General features: G+C 67.6%; 13 protein-coding genes. 8 read left to right on the top strand and 5 right to left on the bottom strand.

Annotated features, from left to right (window positions below; all coding sequences use genetic code 11):
• Positions 1–209 precede the first annotated feature (209 nt).
• Complete coding sequence (locus tag A8W25_RS31990; RefSeq protein WP_079125847.1) at positions 210–1,097, bottom strand: serine/threonine-protein kinase; 888 nt, start codon at positions 1,095–1,097, stop codon at positions 210–212.
• Positions 1,098–2,218: 1,121 nt separating this feature from the next.
• Between A8W25_RS31990 and A8W25_RS05800 the strand changes: the two genes are divergently transcribed.
• The 3 genes from A8W25_RS05800 to A8W25_RS33850 all read left to right on the top strand — a co-directional run bounded on the left by A8W25_RS05800 (position 2,219) and on the right by A8W25_RS33850 (position 4,465).
• Complete coding sequence (locus A8W25_RS05800; protein WP_067157017.1) at positions 2,219–2,986, top strand: GntR family transcriptional regulator; 768 nt, start codon at positions 2,219–2,221, stop codon at positions 2,984–2,986.
• Positions 2,983–3,552: a GNAT family N-acetyltransferase gene (locus A8W25_RS05795; RefSeq protein WP_067157013.1), complete on the top strand. Its 570-nt coding sequence runs from the start codon at positions 2,983–2,985 to the stop codon at positions 3,550–3,552. Before A8W25_RS05800 ends, A8W25_RS05795 begins: the two co-directional genes overlap by 4 nt.
• A 433-nt stretch (positions 3,553–3,985) precedes the next feature.
• A complete protein-coding gene (locus A8W25_RS33850) occupies positions 3,986–4,465 on the top strand; it encodes a hypothetical protein (protein ID WP_158942418.1) in 480 nt (159 codons plus the stop codon).
• A 1,143-nt stretch (positions 4,466–5,608) separates the two neighbouring features.
• Here A8W25_RS33850 and A8W25_RS31985 read toward each other — a convergent pair.
• From A8W25_RS31985 to A8W25_RS05780, 3 genes are all read right to left on the bottom strand, one after another.
• Positions 5,609–6,496 carry a serine/threonine-protein kinase gene (locus A8W25_RS31985; RefSeq protein ID WP_079125847.1) on the bottom strand — a complete coding sequence of 296 codons (888 nt, stop codon included), beginning with the start codon at positions 6,494–6,496 and terminating at the stop codon, positions 5,609–5,611.
• Between the two features lie 575 nt (positions 6,497–7,071).
• Entirely contained in the window at positions 7,072–7,518 is a 447-nt protein-coding gene (locus tag A8W25_RS05785; RefSeq protein WP_067157007.1) for a winged helix DNA-binding protein, read from the bottom strand.
• The gene (locus A8W25_RS05780; RefSeq protein WP_067157004.1) at positions 7,515–8,006 is read right to left on the bottom strand and encodes a MarR family winged helix-turn-helix transcriptional regulator; all 492 of its coding nucleotides are present in this window, start codon (positions 8,004–8,006) and stop codon (positions 7,515–7,517) included. The genes A8W25_RS05785 and A8W25_RS05780 overlap by 4 nt, the downstream gene beginning before the upstream one ends.
• Before the next feature lie 112 nt (positions 8,007–8,118).
• Between A8W25_RS05780 and A8W25_RS05775 the strand changes: the two genes are divergently transcribed.
• The gene (locus A8W25_RS05775; protein ID WP_067157001.1) at positions 8,119–9,063 is read left to right on the top strand and encodes an RNA polymerase sigma-70 factor; all 945 of its coding nucleotides are present in this window, start codon (positions 8,119–8,121) and stop codon (positions 9,061–9,063) included.
• A gap of 112 nt (positions 9,064–9,175) precedes the next feature.
• Positions 9,176–10,387, top strand: a complete 1,212-nt coding sequence (locus tag A8W25_RS05770) for an NAD(P)/FAD-dependent oxidoreductase (protein WP_067156998.1) — start codon at positions 9,176–9,178, stop codon at positions 10,385–10,387.
• Positions 10,388–10,515: 128 nt separating this feature from the next.
• Here A8W25_RS05770 and A8W25_RS05765 read toward each other — a convergent pair whose 3' ends face one another.
• Positions 10,516–12,027, bottom strand: coding sequence for an FAD-binding oxidoreductase (locus tag A8W25_RS05765; RefSeq protein ID WP_079125846.1), 1,512 nt, complete (start codon positions 12,025–12,027; stop codon positions 10,516–10,518).
• A 328-nt stretch (positions 12,028–12,355) separates the two neighbouring features.
• On the opposite strand from A8W25_RS05765, the gene A8W25_RS05760 reads away from it, so the two are divergent.
• The 3 genes from A8W25_RS05760 to A8W25_RS05750 form a co-directional block, all read left to right on the top strand.
• The gene (locus A8W25_RS05760; RefSeq protein WP_067156994.1) at positions 12,356–13,786 is read left to right on the top strand and encodes a PLP-dependent aminotransferase family protein; all 1,431 of its coding nucleotides are present in this window, start codon (positions 12,356–12,358) and stop codon (positions 13,784–13,786) included.
• A gap of 81 nt (positions 13,787–13,867) precedes the next feature.
• The gene (locus tag A8W25_RS05755) at positions 13,868–15,634 is read left to right on the top strand and encodes an alpha/beta fold hydrolase (RefSeq protein ID WP_079125845.1); all 1,767 of its coding nucleotides are present in this window, start codon (positions 13,868–13,870) and stop codon (positions 15,632–15,634) included.
• Between the two features lie 327 nt (positions 15,635–15,961).
• Positions 15,962–16,722: AfsR/SARP family transcriptional regulator (locus A8W25_RS05750; protein WP_420708409.1), on the top strand; the 761-nt coding region annotated here is incomplete at its 3' end.

Below are 16,722 nucleotides of genomic sequence, written 5' to 3'. Positions count from 1 at the left end.
TGCGTGCGTCATGGGATCGAGAAGAACTTCAGCGCTTCCCAAGGCCTCAACAACTGCGGCCGCATCTCGCTGCCTTGGGCGGGGAATCCGCGGAGTGCAAAAGGTGCTGATGATTGCACCATCGGCGCATCGGCGCTGAACCGCTTCAACGGTCCACTTAAGATGACCGCTTCGCCGTCCGTCCTGGATCAGAAGTGCCACCGTTCCCCCTAGAGCGACGCGTTCATGAAGTAAGGGCCGAATACTTCGCCGTGCTTCTCAAGTTCTTCGAGGAGTTCGAGACCGTCCAAGAATCGTCGGGCAGGTTGACGCTTCAAGCAACGATTGATGACGTCACGCAATGGAGCCGGAACGTCGTGACGGGAGGTTTCAATCAGGGGGCTGTCGTGATCGCGAAGGCGTCGATAGTAGTCGTCTTCGGGGCCTGAGGGGTCAATCGGTAGTGCGCCGGTCAACGCCTGATAGGCAAGAATTCCGAGAGCGAAGATATCGCTGACGGGCTGGATATCGCCGCCGGGGATGTGTTCCGGACTCCGATGGCCGGGTGTTCCGGGTTGAAAGACACCTGTCAGTGCACTCTTTGCGAGATGACGGGCGAGGCCCGGATCCATGAGCACGAATGATCCCGTACTCAGTTCGCGGATATTGGCTGGGCTTAGGTCTCGATGGACCACATCGATGTCATGAAGTGCGGAGAGTGCTTCGCTCATGTGAACCAGCATGCGGGCGCATCGGTCGTAGCTCCACGTCTTGTCGAGAGCATCTCTGATATCGCATCCGTCGAGGCGTTCCTCGACCCACGCGACAGCGCGAACGCCCCCGCTGAATTCGAGCTCAACAACTTCGCTGAGCACGCGGACTACGCGGGGTGACTCGATTGCTGCGAGCACTTCGACTTCACGTTGCGCGCGCTCCAAAACATAGAGATAGTCCGGCCCGGTCGGTAGCATTACTACCTTGACCACAGCCAGGGCCGTTTCCAGCTTGCAACCGAAGACGAACTTCTGACCTCCCTGGGCCAACGGCTCCAGGGCCGATACACCCAGAGCGATCTCTAGTGCGGAAGTTACCTCTTCGAGTTGGATCTGGCGGCTCATAAAATACCTCGCGAACTGGAGGTCGCCGAATGGCGGCCTTGGGCTGCCTGGACTTTACTCCGACTGCGAGTCCTGGTGTGCGGTGTTATGCAGATAACCCCCGATGGTGGACTTGAATAGGGTGTTATGTGCTGTTTGTGCACGTAACTGCCCTGTGGGGTCGGTCCCGTCCGGCGTGGTGGCTTACCTCTACGAGAGCCGGAAGTGGCTCGGCTCGTGAGGCCAGGCGAGTCTCCGCTCGTTCGCAGGGGCCTCTGATGGAGTGCCCATGAGCCTTCCGCTCGGAGGGGGTCGGACAGCCAGGTCCAGTCTCAGTTCTAGTCTTGATTGCTGCTCAATCCGACGTGGTCTGCGCTCGTCCATCGACGTCCGGCGCGTCGCCTGACCAGCACGGCGATCCCGCTGATGGACGTCGATGGACCTCCCTGGAATAGGCCCGGACAACTCGTAATGCGTAGGTCTCGGGTTCGAATCCCGAAGGCGGCTCTGTAGAAGCCTCAGGACTCACTCGCCGTGACCTGGGGCTTTTGCTATTTCCGGGGTGCGGCTGGAAGGCGGCCCGGGTGTTGGGAGCCCGGGGGCCGCGTGCCGTTGAAGTGGAAGCCACACGCGAGCGGTGCGGCGGGCCACAGGTGCGGCCAGCGCCCCGGGCCGGATTCGATCCGGCGCCGTCGCGGCCCCCGTACAGCGGGGTCGGGGCTTGGAAACGAAGGGATGTTCCGGCTCCCCTCAACCCCGCCCGTACGACCACACGGGCCGGACGGGCAGGGGAGGCAACCGGCCCGCAGCAGATTGCGGAGGGTTGGGGTAGCGCTGTACGTCACGCGAGAGGCCCGCGTGGCCGCCTACTTGGCCGAGGAGAGGCGGCGTGATCCCCATTCAGTTGTCAAAGAACGGCCGCTCCGATGAGCCTGGTAACCCCTGATCAGGGGCTCCCGTCTTCACGGGTACTCACCGAGCACTGGCAGTGCAGTCAGGTGCCACACACGATGGTGTTGCACCACCTGCCCAGCTTGTTGGTACAAGCCGATGCAGTGATGCTGCACCTGCGGACAGTGAGGCGTCAAGGGGGTTGGGGCTACATGTACCAACAAGTTGCGCGAGTGCGTCATGATGGGGCTATGACCAAGCAGCCGAAGTACCGGCAAGTCGCTGACGCCCTGCGCCGCGAGATCGACAACGGCACCTATGCGCCAGGGGCGCGGCTGCCCTCCGAGAACGACCTTCAGCAGCGGTTCGACGCATCCAGGAACACGATCCGCAACGGTCTAGGCCTGCTGGTCAGTGAAGGCCTGATCACGTCCAGCCAGGGGCTTGGGTACGAGGTCAAGTCCCACGAGGTGTTCGAACTGAACGCGTCTCGTTTCGAGAACCTGACCTTCCCGCAGAACGGGGATGCTTACAGCACAGACGTCACGAACGCCGGCCGTCAGCCCCATCAGACCTTCCGTGTGGAGATGCTGCCGGCATCGAACGACGTTGCAGAACGGCTTAAGGTCCCCGCAGGTACGAAGGCTGTATTGCGGTTTTGTCATCGCTACGTTGACGACGTCCCGTGGTCCACGCAGGCGACCTACTATCCGTCGTGGCTGGTCGACGTTTCGCCGCGTCTGGCTGAGCCGGGAGACATCGAAGAGGGCACGACCCGCTACCTCGCGTCGCGAGGGATCGAGCAAGTCGGCTATTTCGACGAGATCGCCGCTCGGATGCCCACGCCTGATGAGGCTCGTCTCCTGGAGATCGGAGCTGGAGTGCCAGTGATGATCTGGACGCGCACGGGCTACTCGGCAGACCGTCCGATCCGATGCACGATCACGACGTTCCGAGGGGACCTGAACCGCATGAACTACGAGATCGGCGAACTGTCCGCCCGAAGCGAGAACGCGTGATCATCACTCTTGCGGAACCTCACGACCTGACCAAGTTGCTCGCCTTCCGCGAAGAGGCGGCAGGTTGGTTGCGGAAGTTGGGGTCCGACCAGTGGAGCCGTCCGTATCCCGCCGACAAGCTGTTGGCGACGATTGAGGCCGGGACCGTCTTCATGCTCCGTGACGGGCACGCGACTGCTGGCACAATCACGCTCACCCCGGATGCCGAAGAAGGGCTGTGGACGGACGGTGAACTGGCCGAGCCATCGATGTTCGTCAACAAGCTCACTGTTGCTCGCGAGTACGCGGGACAGGACTTGGGTGGCCGACTGCTCGACTGGGCCGGCGATCGTGCGCGTTGCGCAGGTGCACAGTGGCTTCGGCTGGACGCTTGGACTGCGAATGAGGCCCTTCAGCGGTACTACCTCTCGCACGGCTTCACGCACGTACGCACGGTTCGGGAAGGGGGGGCAGTGAACGGCGGCCCCAGAGTTTCCGGCTGGCTTGGACAGAGGGCTGCGCGGCGGGCTGACCACGGGTTCGCGGACCGCACTCCGAAGCCCGAGAGGCTGCGTTTCGCGGCCTGAGGGCGACTCGTTCGGTTCTCCGTCGCCGACCTCCGACTGCGCGCTCTAGGTACGGCAGCTCATAAGCTGTAAGCAGTGGAGTCTCTGGCTCCGGGCTGCGACAAAGGTGGTCTGGTGCTTCGGTGTCAGAGGCGCTTGCTAGATTTGGAAGATGCTCACGTCGACTGCCTTTTCGCAGAACATTTACCGTGCACTCGAAGGGAACTTCGAGTATCAAAGCATGACTAGTTCGGCTGGAGTGCGCTTCAGCCCGACGAAAGAGACAGCGCTCGACCCCGCCTTGCGAGCTTTGGCGCGAAGCCTTCCCCGTTCCTCTCCGGGGGTCGTAATGATGGCTGAGGTTCCTGGTCCTGTGGGCGTCCCTGACTTGCTCGCTCTCCCAGGATCGGGGGCGAGGCTAGCTAGGCGTCTGAACTCCAGGATTCCGCCCATCTTGCGCGAGATCGACATCGAGATTGTCGCGGCTCTGAACCCGCGCCAGGGTCTCACCGTCGAAACCATTAAATCGAGAGTGGGACGCAGTGACAGGGCGGTCTCTCAGGGCTTGCGGAATCTAAGCGAGACCGGTGCCGTGCTGACCAGAGGTGGCCTTTTCTATAGGGCGGAGTCGCTTGAGCCGGTCGGGAATATTTACGCCCTAGAAGCTAAAGTTGATGATTGGCGAAAGGGTGTGCGGCAAGCGTTTCGATACAGGGCATGGTGCAATGCGAGCGCCCTGGTCCTCAGTCGGATGCCGAAAAATCGTGAGCCATTGATCTCGGCTGCCCACAGGCTAAATATTGGGTTGGCCTGTGAAGATCAATGGATTGTTCGCCCGAAGATCTGCAAGCTGGATCGCGCGAATCGCCTACGAGGCAGCGAACACTTTGTTGCTGCGCTCAGCTTCTCACCTGTCAGATACCCTCAGCCTTAGCGTATTCTTCGAGGGCTTGAAATGGGTGATTCACCCAGGTATCCCGCTCGGACGCTGATACTAGTCCTGCGACCTGGGAGTCCAGCCACCTGTATCCGTCGAGCGCATCTCTGTAGATGGTTCGCAGAATTGACACGGCCTCTTCATGGCCATGCAATTGGTACACGTCTGATACAAATTCTTTGATAATGCGCAGGTGATGTACGCGTTGGTGCGCATCATCCAGAGGCATGGGGCCACCGCGAAGCTCTTGTGCTCTACTCGGGTCGAGTCGCTGAATGTCATCCGCGATTGACCGTCGTAGGACTGCGACCAGTCCTCTCTGAGTCACATAAGAGGCGGGCCGGCGTGGCGCAGGCGTCGATACTTGGTAGCTACTGGCGTCGAAGATTTTCATGGACCTATCCCAGCCGCTTCCTACCGTGTCCGCTCCTGCTGCGGCGGCCAGCAAGCCTAGGAAGTCAGCGTTCTGGACGATCACACGGCTTCGCACGCTCAGGGAATGGATGGTCCTCAGCCAACCAGTCAATGCGGACGTCGATGCCGCTAGGTCAGCAAGCAGGTTGGTACTGGCGGCCGGAACCAACGTGACGACCCAGGTGCCAGCGCGCAACCCGGCCAAACGGCCGACGTGCGCGTCTAGGTCCGTGCCCGAAGCGAAGAAGTCGGTGGTCCCGACGAGACTCTGATAGCAGCTCCGGTCGAGGCCTCTGGCTACGCGGGCTGTCTCGACTGCGTGGTCAGCTTCCGTCGACCGCCCCGATGTAACCGCCAGCGTGGGGGCGAGCTTGGGCAAACCCAGGTCGCTCTGGTGGCGGAACACCCGCTCGATGTGCTCGAGACGCCGAGCGGTGGTGTCCAGTCCAACTCCGGAGTTACCCCAGAGGCTCCACGTATCGTAGTCCTCGACCTTGTTAGTGCCGCTCAGTAGCCGTGCGTGCGTCATGGGATCGAGAAGAACTTCAGCGCTTCCCAAGGCCTCAACAACTGCGGCCGCATCTCGCTGCCTTGGGCGGGGAATCCGCGGAGTGCAAAAGGTGCTGATGATTGCACCATCGGCGCATCGGCGCTGAACCGCTTCAACGGTCCACTTAAGATGACCGCTTCGCCGTCCGTCCTGGATCAGAAGTGCCACCGTTCCCCCTAGAGCGACGCGTTCATGAAGTAAGGGCCGAATACTTCGCCGTGCTTCTCAAGTTCTTCGAGGAGTTCGAGACCGTCCAAGAATCGTCGGGCAGGTTGACGCTTCAAGCAACGATTGATGACGTCACGCAATGGAGCCGGAACGTCGTGACGGGAGGTTTCAATCAGGGGGCTGTCGTGATCGCGAAGGCGTCGATAGTAGTCGTCTTCGGGGCCTGAGGGGTCAATCGGTAGTGCGCCGGTCAACGCCTGATAGGCAAGAATTCCGAGAGCGAAGATATCGCTGACGGGCTGGATATCGCCGCCGGGGATGTGTTCCGGACTCCGATGGCCGGGTGTTCCGGGTTGAAAGACACCTGTCAGTGCACTCTTTGCGAGATGACGGGCGAGGCCCGGATCCATGAGCACGAATGATCCCGTACTCAGTTCGCGGATATTGGCTGGGCTTAGGTCTCGATGGACCACATCGATGTCATGAAGTGCGGAGAGTGCTTCGCTCATGTGAACCAGCATGCGGGCGCATCGGTCGTAGCTCCACGTCTTGTCGAGAGCATCTCTGATATCGCATCCGTCGAGGCGTTCCTCGACCCACGCGACAGCGCGAACGCCCCCGCTGAATTCGAGCTCAACAACTTCGCTGAGCACGCGGACTACGCGGGGTGACTCGATTGCTGCGAGCACTTCGACTTCACGTTGCGCGCGCTCCAAAACATAGAGATAGTCCGGCCCGGTCGGTAGCATTACTACCTTGACCACAGCCAGGGCCGTTTCCAGCTTGCAACCGAAGACGAACTTCTGACCTCCCTGGGCCAACGGCTCCAGGGCCGATACACCCAGAGCGATCTCTAGTGCGGAAGTTACCTCTTCGAGTTGGATCTGGCGGCTCATAAAATACCTCGCGAACTGGAGGTCGCCGAATGGCGGCCTTGGGCTGCCTGGACTTTACTCCGACTGCGAGTCCTGGTGTGCGGTGTTATGCAGATAACCCCCGATGGTGGACTTGAATAGGGTGTTATGTGCTGTTTGTGCACGTAACTGCCCTGTGGGGTCGGTCCCGTCCGGCGTGGTGGCTTACCTCTACGAGAGCCGGAAGTGGCTCGGCTCGTGAGGCCAGGCGAGTCTCCGCTCGTTCGCAGGGGCCTCTGATGGAGTGCCCATGAGCCTTCCGCTCGGAGGGGGTCGGACAGCCAGGTCCAGTCTCAGTTCTAGTCTTGATTGCTGCTCAATCCGACGTGGTCTGCGCTCGTCCATCGACGTCCGGCGCGTCGCCTGACCAGCACGGCGATCCCGCTGATGGACGTCGATGGACCTCCCTGGAATAGGCCCGGACAACTCGTAATGCGTAGGTCTCGGGTTCGAATCCCGAAGGCGGCTCTGTAGAAGCCTCAGGACTCACTCGCCGTGACCTGGGGCTTTTGCTATTTCCGGGGTCGTTTGGGGCGTGGGCCGTGCCGGACGGGGTCTCAGACGGTCGCCAGTTCCGCGTTCGCCCGGGTCGTGACCAGGGTCAGTACGCGGCCTGCGACCGCCAGGTCCTCGGGCGGGATGTCGGCGTACAGGCGGGCGGCGATCGCGGCGGTCTCCGCGGTGGTGGTCCCGTAGAGCGTGCGGCCGGCCTTCGTGAGGCGCAGCCGAGTCGTCTCCGCCGGGTCCTCCTCCAGCAGATCCGCCGCTGTCAGCTCCTCGATCACGGCGCGTACGAACGACTCGTCGGCCTTCAGTGAGCCCGTGACGTCGGCGACGAGCTCGTCGCGGCCGATGGATTCACCCGCGACCGCGATGGCGCGGAGCGTCACATTCTGGTGGAACGTGACGCCGTGGCGGGTCACCACGCCCTCCGCGAGGGCGCGTGCGGCGTAGTGCGCCAGGGCGATGACGCGCGCGTCGACCCTGGGTGCGGTGGTGGTCATGGCTGCTCCTTCTCGTTCTCGGTGGGTGGATCAAGTGGATCAAGAGGTACGTCGAGCAGGGTCGCCAGTTCGCGGGTGAACTGCCGGGTGCGCGGGCTGTCCTGGCCGCCGAGCGGTTCCAGCCACTGGTCGAGGAGCCCCTGGACCACCTGGATCGCGCGGTGGGCGACGTCGCTTCCCTGCTCGGTGAGCGAGAGCAGCATGGCGCGCGGGTCGTTCGGGTCCCGGGTGCGGGTGACGAGTCCGGCGGTTTCCAGGGACCGGGCGAGCTTGGAGACGTAGAGCGGTTCCAGCCCCGTGTGGTCGGCGAGCCGGCGCTGGCTGGGCAGCAGGCCGGAGCGCCGCATGCCGTACAGCGCGCCCATCAGCGCGTACTGGGCGTGGGTCAGGCCCAGGGGCGCGACCGCCCGGTCGACGGCCACCCGCCACTTCGTCGACAGGCGCCAGACCAGAAACCCCGCCGTGGCGTTCTCCGCTGCTGAACTCATGGCAGATACAGTACATGGATACTATGTACATGGCTAGTATCTGCTGGCGGGCCCGGGCGTCCGAGGGCGGCAAGGGTGGACGTGACCTGCGCTGATGGCTGACCATGGGCCGATGTCGCTCAGTACGTACGAGGTCGATCAGTTCGAGGGTTACCGGGGTCGCCTGGAGGCGATCGCCTATCGGCTTCTCGGGTCGGCCGGGGACGCCGAGGATGCGGTGCAGGACACGTTCCTGCGGTGGCACGCGGCCGACCGGGAACGGATCGAGACGCCCGAGGCGTGGCTGACGAAGGTGCTCACCAACCTCTGCCTCAACCAGCTCACTTCGGCGCGGGTCAGGCGCGAGACCTATGTGGGGGAGTGGCTTCCGGAACCGGTCCTGGCCGGGGACCGGATGCTCGGTCCGGCCGAGACCGTCGAGCAGCGCGAGTCGGTGTCCCTCGCAGTGCTCACCCTCATGGAGCGGCTCTCGCCCAATGAGCGCGTGGTGTACGTCCTGCGCGAGGCGTTCGGCTACGCGCACCGGGAGATCGCGGAGATCCTCGATCTCACCGAGGCCAACTGCCAGCAGATCTACCGGCGGGCCAGGCAGCACGTCACCGCCGACCGGTCCCGCGGCAAGGTCGACGCGGCCGCCGCGCGGAAGATCGTCGAGGAGTTCCTGGAGGCGGCCCTCAGCGGCGACACCGAGCCGCTGATCCGGCTGCTCACCGACGACGCGGTCAGCATCGCCGACGGCGGCGGCCGGGTCTCGGCCCGCAGGTCGCCGGTCATCGGCGCGCTCGGGATCGCGCGGTACCTGCGGGGCCTGTTCCGGCCGAACGAGGCCAAGCGGGCGTACACCGGTGGCAGCCCCGCCCTCCATGTCGCCGTCGTCAACGGCAGCCCGGCCGTGCTCATCCAGGTCGGCGAGCTGGTCGCCGGAGTCATCTGCCTCGACACGACCCCCGGCCGCGTCGGAGCGCTCCACATCCAGGTCAACCCCGACAAGCTGGAGCGCATCACGCGCCAATGGGCGGCGGAGGGACCGCATCAGCCCCTCGCCGTCATGTGGTGACCCGCGTCACAGCGGTTTCCTGTCAGGGATCGCGCGGCTGTCCGGTTCAGGAGGTGCACGCAGCCAGACAGGCCAAGCCGGACAGGCTGGCCGGGCCGGACAGGAGCGAGTCATGAAGCACCGCATTGTCGTCCTCGGGGCCGGGTACGCCGGAGCCGTCACCGCCGGTCGCCTCGCCAAGCGGCTCCACCGCGACGACGTCGAGATCACCCTGGTCAACGGCGACCCCGACTTCGTCGAGCGGGTACGGATGCACCAGCTCGCGAGCGGTCAGGACCTGCCGAGCCGCCCGCTGCGCGACCTCTTCGCGGGTACGGGTGTGCGGGTCCGGGCGGCGTGGGTCACCTCCGTCGACGTCGACCGCAAGACCGTCGAACTCGGCGGCGAGCAGGGCGGCGGGACCCTCGGTTACGACACCCTCGTGTACGCCCTGGGGAGCACACTCGCCGACCACGGTGTCCCGGGCGTCGCCGAGTACGCCCACAACGTCGCCGGGAAGCAGGCCGCGCTGCGACTGCGGGCGCGGCTCGGCGAGTTGGCGCCGGGCGGGACCGTACTCGTCGTCGGCGGTGGTCTGACCGGCATCGAGGCCGCCACCGAGATCGCCGAAGCCCACCCGGGGCTCAAGGTGTCCATCGCCGCCCGCGGCGGCGTCGGCGACTGGCTCAGCGAGAAGGCCCAGAAGCACCTGCGCGGCGCGCTGGACCGGCTCGGCGTCACCGTCCACGAGCGGACCGACATCGCACGCGTCGGGGCGGACGGCGTGGTGACCGGCGCGGGCGGGGAGATCGCGGCCCAAGTGACCGTCTGGACAGGTGGTTTCGCGGTCCACCCGATCGCGGCCGCCAGCACCCTGGAGGTGTCCGACACCGGGCGGATCGTCGTCGACGCCACCCTGCGCTCGGTCTCGCACCCCGATGTGTACGCCGTCGGTGACGCCGCGTTCGCCATCGGAGCGGGCGGCAAGCCGCTGCGGATGGCCTGCGCCACGGCGAACCCGATGGCGTGGCTGGCCGCCGACGCCCTGGCCGCGCGTCTGACGGGGCGCAAGGTCCCCGACGCCCCGGTCGGTTACGTCGCCCAGTGCATCAGCCTCGGGCGCCGCGATGCCATCTTCCAGCGCGTGACCCACGAGGACCGGATGACGTCCACCGTCATCACGGGCCGGGCCGGCGCCCGTATCAAGGAGTTCATCGTCGCGGGCACGGTCTGGGGTCTTTCCCACCCGACCAACATGCTGCCGACCCTCCGCCACCGCCTCGTGGTGACGAGCGAGCCCGTGGAGACCGGCACGGTGGAGCCCCCCTTCGCCGCGACTCGGTGACCTGCCTCAGGAGTAGTGCTCTTGTGGGTAGGTAACGAAAGGCCAGGCCGGATGCGTTCCGACCTGGCCTTCACTCGTTACGGTGACGCCCTGACGCAGATGCTTGACGCCCGGTCAGTGGCCGGCCGTCAGTCGATGCCCTGCGCGAACGAGAACACCCCGTACGGGTCGTACTTGGACTTCACGTACGACAGGCGGTTGTAGTTCTCGCCGTAGTACGCCTCGCGCCAGTCCGTCAGCGCCGGGTCGATGAAGTTCTGGTAGGACTCGCCCCGCGAGATCGGGTCGACCGCGGTGAAGCCGTTGTCGACGAAACGCTGGCCGGAGGCGAGCTCGTCGCCCGACAGGATGCCGAAGGCGAACGTGTAGTACGACATCAGCAGGGTGCTGTCGCGGTGGACGTACGCCGTCGAGGTGCGCGACACCTTGTTCGCTGCGCCGCCCAGCGCCATGATCTCGAACTTGTGGAAGTGACCGGCCGTGCGCTCGGTGTCGAAGACACCGACCAGCCGGGCCCACTCGGTCTCCGAGGGCGATCGGCTCAGCAGCCGGCCGCGGCCCAGGACGTGGCCGAACGGGGCGAGCTTGCCGTTGGCCGGGTCCCAGGTGTTGTTGTGGCACTGCTGCTGCGAGTACGAGCCACAGCCGAAGATCTTCATCATCGCGGACTTGTAGGTGTCCGTGTAGACGTTCTGCTGGATCGGGGCCGCGCCCGTCAGGGCGATCAGGCGGGCGATCTCGGTGTCGAACTCCGCGCGCGTGCCGATCGAGGTGACCAGCAGCGTCACCAGCGGGGCGTGGCCCGCCGCCGAGTCGAACAGGTCGATGTTGGAGCGGCTGCCGAAGGTGGTCGGCGCGGTCTCCAGCCACTGGGTGAGGCCGTGCATCGCGCCCACCGCGTGGTCGTAGCTGAAGAGCAGCTCGGCCACGTTCAGGTTCGGGACGGCGGTCGGGGTGACCGTGTACTGGGTCACGATGCCGAAGTTGCCGCCGCCGCCACCGCGGATCGCCCAGTACAGGTCCGGGTTGGAGGTCGGCGACGCGGTGACCTGGCGGCCGCTGGCGAGGACGACCTTGGCCGAGGTCACCTTGTCCGCGCCGAGCCCGGAGTGGCGGGTGAGCAGGCCGACGCCGCCGCCCTGGAGGAAGCCGCCGAGCGCGACGGTCGGGAACATGCCGCCCGGGATGGCCAGGCCGCTCGCGCCGAGGCCGTTGACCACGTCGACCAGCTGCGTACCGCCGCCGACGGTCGCCGTGCCGGAACCGGCGGTCACCGCGTTCAGCCGGGAGACGTCGATGATCAGGCCGGTGGTGGTGGAGAAGCCGCCACCGCTGTGGCCACCGCTGCGGGCCGTCACCGGGATGTCGTGGTACTGGCCGAAGAGCAGGCTGGCGGTGACGTCGTCGGCGTTCGCCGCGTACACGATGGCCTGCGGGTTGGTGAGGCTGTACTGGCCGTACTCGACGGTCTTGGCCGCCGTGTACGAGGAGTCGGACGGCAGCACCAGCGTGCCCGTCAGATGCGCGCGCAGCCGGTCCCACTGGCTGGCGGTCGTGGCGGTGGCGGTGGTGAACCCCGACAGGGAAACGGCCGCGGCTCCGGCCCCCGCCATCCCGATGAACGACCTGCGTGTGATCATGCCTTGCTCTCCCCTGTGAGCCTCATCGATCTCTGAGCCCTGCGGCCGTTCCGGGATCACCCGAGGTCCTTCGCTGCCCCGCGGACCTGCCTCCCCCACGATCCCCGCGCCCGAGGGATCGGCATCCTGCCACGGAATCCGGCCGACGGGTGGGGCAGTTGGCCAGTACGGCGCGACCTCGGCTGTCACTCAAGTCCCGCTGGAGCTGCGGATGTTCGCGGTTCCCGGAGTCCCCGGCAGCGTTCAAGTGTGGAGCTTGACGTGGTCTGCGGCGGTGTCCACGGCCCCTAGGCTTGACCGTCGGCGACCAGGTGAAAGGGCGGGTGTCATGGCGGACTCATGGGTCAATTCCGCAGAGCGGATCGGTGCCGACCTCCATGTGGAACTGGCCGGATCCGGCAGTCGGCGGGCCGCCCTCATCCGCGCGTTGCGCTCCGCCGTCCAGGACGGGCGGCTCGCCCCCGGCACCCGGCTGCCCCCCTACCGCTCGCTCGCCGCCGACCTCGGGCTCGCCCGCAACACCGTCGCCGACGCGTACGCCGAGCTCGTCGCCGAGGGCTGGCTGACCGCGCGCCAGGGCTCGGGCACCCGGGTCGCGCCCCGCGCCGAGCCCGTACGGCCCGCGCGCGTGCCCAAGAAGGTGCCCCGCCGGGCCGCCGCCCCGGCGCACAACCTGATGCAGGGGCAGCCGGACGCCGGATCGTTTCCGCGCGGCGCCTGGCTGTCGGCGGCCCGCCGTGCGCTCAACGCGGCCCCCAACGAGGCCTTCGGGCCGGGCGACCCCCAGGGCCGCATCGAGCTGCGCCGGGCGCTGGCCGGCTACCTCGCGCGCGTGCGGGGCGTACGGACCACCCCCGACCGCATCGTGGTCTGCTCCGGCTTCGCACACGCCCTGCGGCTGCTCTACGGCGGCCAGGTGCTGCGCGGCCCGCTCGCCGTGGAGTCGTACGGACTCGGCTTCCACCGCTCCCTGCTCGCGGCGGCGGGCGTACGGACCGTGCCGGTCGGGCTCGACGAGCAGGGCGCGCGCGTGGCGGAGCTGGCCGAGCGGCCGGAGCTCAAGGGCGTACGGGCCGTACTGCTCACGCCCGCCCACCAGTTCCCGACCGGCGGGCCGCTGCACGCGGAGCGCCGCGCGGCCGCCGTGGACTGGGCGCGCGCCCGGGGACGGGTGATCCTGGAGGACGACTACGACGGCGAGTTCCGCTACGACCGCGAGCCGGTCGGGGCGGTGCAGGGGCTCGATCCCGAACGGGTCGTCTACATCGGCTCGGTCAGCAAGAGCCTGTCGCCGGCGGTGCGGCTCGGCTGGATGGTGCTGCCCGAGGAGCTCGTCGACCCGGTGCTCGCGGCCAAGGGCCAGCGCGAGGCGTGGGCGAGCGTCCTGGACCAGCTGACCCTCGCGGACCTGGTCGAGAGCGGCGGATACGACCGGCATGTGCGGCGGATGCGGCAGCGCTACCGAGGCCGCCGCGATCAGCTCCTGGCGGCCCTGGACGAGCATGCCCCGCACATCACGGCGGCCGGGATCGCGGCCGGGCTGCACGCCGTGCTGAGGCTGCCGCCGGGCACCGAGCGGGCGGTCCTGAAGGCCGCGGCCTGGCAGGGGATCGCGCTCGACGGGCTCGCCGGATACCGCCACCCGGACGCCACCATGCCCGCTCAGGACGGTCTGGTCGTCGGCTACGCCACTCCGCCCGACCACGCCTATCAGGCGGCCCTGGACGCCCTGTGCCGCGCGCTGCCTCCGGCGCCGTGAGGTCACGGCGGGACCCGGGGCCGTGACTCTAGGCTGGGGAGCCTGGAGATCATGAGGGGAAGTGGCTGAAAGGTGGCCCAAGTGGATGAGCTGGTCGGGGAGTTCGACGGGGAGCGCATCAGCTGCGCGGTGGTGGAGCCCGACGGGGTGATCCCCTCCGTCACGGTCGTCCTGCTGCACGGCGCGGGAACCGGCGACAAGGCGCGGCTCGCGGAGCTGGGGGAGGACTTCCGCTCCCGCGGCCACCGCGTCCTCTCCCTCGACTTCTCCGGGCACGGCGCCTCCAGCGGCGCCCTCGCGGAGCTGAGCCTGGAGCGCCGCTTCCGGCAGGCGCGGGCGGCGGTCGACGCGTACGTTCCGCCCGGCCAGAGCCTGGTCCTGACCGGCTTCAGCATGAGCGGCCAGACCGTCGCCGACCTGGCCGCGCACTACGGCTCCCGGGTCGCGGGCATCGGGCTGTGCGCGCCCGCCGTGTACGCGGACGCGGCCTGGTCCGAGCCGTTCGGGGCCGAGCCGGGAGCGCCGGGAACCCCGCCGGGCGCGCCTGTGTCGCGCTTCACCGAGATCCTCCGTACGCCCGACAGCTGGCGCGGCTCGCGCGCGCTGGACGTCTTCCGGGCCCTGCGCACTCGCGTGGTCCTGGCCGTACCCGAGGTGGACGAGATCATTCCGTACGCCGTCACGGAGGCCGTGACACAGGCGCTGGCCGCCGGGAACGCGTCCCGCTTCACCCGCCTCGCCTTCGGGGGCGCGCACCACCGGCTCGGGGTGTGGTTCAGGGAGCATCCGGTCGAGCGCGGGCGGTTCGTGGACGCGGTCCTGGACGACCTGGGCGCGGACGGCTGGGAGCTGACCCGCCGTTGGGTCGACAAGTCCCTCCCGGAGGGCGAGCGGGTACGGGACGCGGTGGTGCTGCGGGGCGGATGGACGTCCCAGATGCGGCTCGTCCGTACGGAGGGGGCTGACGGCATACGTACGGAAGGGGACGACGGCGTACCTACGGAGGAGGGTGGCGTGCGAACAGAACAGGCCACCTCAGTACGTGAAGTGGTGCTGCGGTCCTTCGCCAGGCCCTTCTACCGGAGGCACGCGGCCGGCCTCCTCGCGCGCGAGGCCGCGGTGCTGGGGCTGCTGGCCGGGACGGACGTGCCCGCGCCCGCACTCGTGGCGGCGGACCCGCACGGGGAGCACTGCGACCACCCCTCGCTGCTGATGACGCGCTTGGAGGGCGCGGTACGGCTCGACGAGGACGACCTGGAGCGGCGGATCGGGCTGCTCGCCCGGCAGTTGCTGGACATTCACCGGATCCGGGTGACGGAGGCCGACCGGCCCCGTACGTACGAGGCCTGGACCTCCCCCGACCGGGTGCGCGTTCCTGCGGACACCGCGCGGCCCGACGTCTGGCGCCGGGCGGTCGACGTCATCCGGCAGCCGCCGCCCCCGTACGAGGGGTGCTTCCTGCACCGGGACTTCCACCCCGGGAACGTGCTGTTCAGCGGCGCGGGCGACGGGCTGCGGATCAGCGGGGTCGTCGACTGGGTGGAGACGTCGTGGGGCCCGGCCGCGCTCGATGTGGCGCACTGCTCGACGGCGCTCGCGCTGTTGCACGGGGCGGGGGCGGCACGGGAGCTCGTGGCGCGGTACACCGCCGGGGGAGGGCGGCTCGGCGCAGGGCTGCTCCACTGGCAGCTCCTGGACGCGCTGGCCTACGCACCGGACGCCGAGAAGGTCGCGGGGCCGTGGCGGGAGCTCGGGCGCACGGACCTGACGCCCGAGCTGCTGACCGGACGGCTTGAGGAGTACGTCGCGTCACTGCTCGACGGCGAGGGCGACGGAGGGGTCGGCTGAGACGCTCGGGCGGCTCAAAGGTTGTATGTGCGCGTAAAATTGGCGCAAAATCGCCGAGCCGTCGATGGCCGTCGTGTAGAGGCCCGGCGTCGCCGTGCAGGCCCGGATCGGGCGGCGAATGAGGCGATTCCGGACGGACGGACGAGGTCCCCAGGCATTCACCTGGGATGCCTGAGGACCTCTCTGTCCTTCGGTTCCATTCCGACGGCGACACTCCCCCGAGTGTGGTTGTCCACCGAGCACCGGCGGTCCGGATCCGATGGAAAGATCTAATCAGCGCCCACCAACAGATCGCTAACATGTGGCCAACGGTCAACGGGGCAGCCGGTGGACGGGCAGTGGGGGAAACCGGTGGAGGTCGGCGTGTGTGTGCGGTTCGGCCTGCTCGGGCCGCTGACCGTCGGGGGCGAGTCCGTCGGCAGTGGCAAGATCCGGTCCCTGCTCACCGCCCTTCTGATGCGGCCCGGCCGGGTCGTCCCCAGCGAGGATCTGAAGCTGGCGCTGTGGGGCGACGAGCCGCCCGCCTCCGCCACCGCCTCCCTGCACAACCACGTGGCTCGACTGCGGCGGCTGCTCGACTCCGAGGACCGGGTACGGGCCGTGCCGCCGGGCTACCTCCTGCGGGTCGGACCGGGCGAGCTCGACACCCAGGTCTTCGAGGCCCACGCGCGCGTGGCGCTCGCCGCGCACACCCGGGGCGACTGGCCGCTGGTGGCCGAGGAGACCGCCGCCGCCCTCGCGCTGTGGCGCGGCGCGCCGCTCAGCGGGCTCTACGACCCGGCCGACGGGGAGCCCGCCCTCGTCCAGCGGCTCGGCGAGACGCGGCTGCTCGTCCTGGAGTGGAAGTACGAGGCCGAGCTGCGGCTCGACCGCCATGAGGGGATCGGGCCGGAACTCGCGGCGCTGACCGGCGAGTTCCCGCTGCGCGAGGCCTTCCACCGGCAGCTGATGCTGGTGCTGCACCGCACCGGGCGGCAGGCGGAGGCGCTCGCCGTGTACCAGCGGCTGCGCAGCACCCTGGTGGAGGAACTGGGCGTCGACCCGGGACCCGCCGTCCAGGAGGCGCACCGGGAGATCCTGCGGGAGCC

This window comes from Streptomyces sp. ERV7 (assembly GCF_001653515.1).
Classification (GTDB): Bacteria; Actinomycetota; Actinomycetes; order Streptomycetales; family Streptomycetaceae; genus Streptomyces.
The sequence above is the reverse complement of the archived record's forward strand: the minus strand, read 5'-3'. Positions and strand labels throughout refer to the sequence as shown.

Coding starts and splice junctions, on each gene's coding strand:
- A8W25_RS05760 (WP_067156994.1), top strand. CDS start 12,356: ATGGCGGACTCATGGGTCAATTCCGCAGAGCGGATCGGTGCCGACCTC.
- A8W25_RS31985 (WP_079125847.1), bottom strand. CDS start 6,496: ATGAGCCGCCAGATCCAACTCGAAGAGGTAACTTCCGCACTAGAGATC.
- A8W25_RS05785 (WP_067157007.1), bottom strand. CDS start 7,518: ATGACCACCACCGCACCCAGGGTCGACGCGCGCGTCATCGCCCTGGCG.
- A8W25_RS05770 (WP_067156998.1), top strand. CDS start 9,176: ATGAAGCACCGCATTGTCGTCCTCGGGGCCGGGTACGCCGGAGCCGTC.
- A8W25_RS31990 (WP_079125847.1), bottom strand. CDS start 1,097: ATGAGCCGCCAGATCCAACTCGAAGAGGTAACTTCCGCACTAGAGATC.
- A8W25_RS05800 (WP_067157017.1), top strand. CDS start 2,219: ATGACCAAGCAGCCGAAGTACCGGCAAGTCGCTGACGCCCTGCGCCGC.
- A8W25_RS05780 (WP_067157004.1), bottom strand. CDS start 8,006: ATGAGTTCAGCAGCGGAGAACGCCACGGCGGGGTTTCTGGTCTGGCGC.
- A8W25_RS05775 (WP_067157001.1), top strand. CDS start 8,119: ATGTCGCTCAGTACGTACGAGGTCGATCAGTTCGAGGGTTACCGGGGT.
- A8W25_RS05765 (WP_079125846.1), bottom strand. CDS start 12,027: ATGATCACACGCAGGTCGTTCATCGGGATGGCGGGGGCCGGAGCCGCG.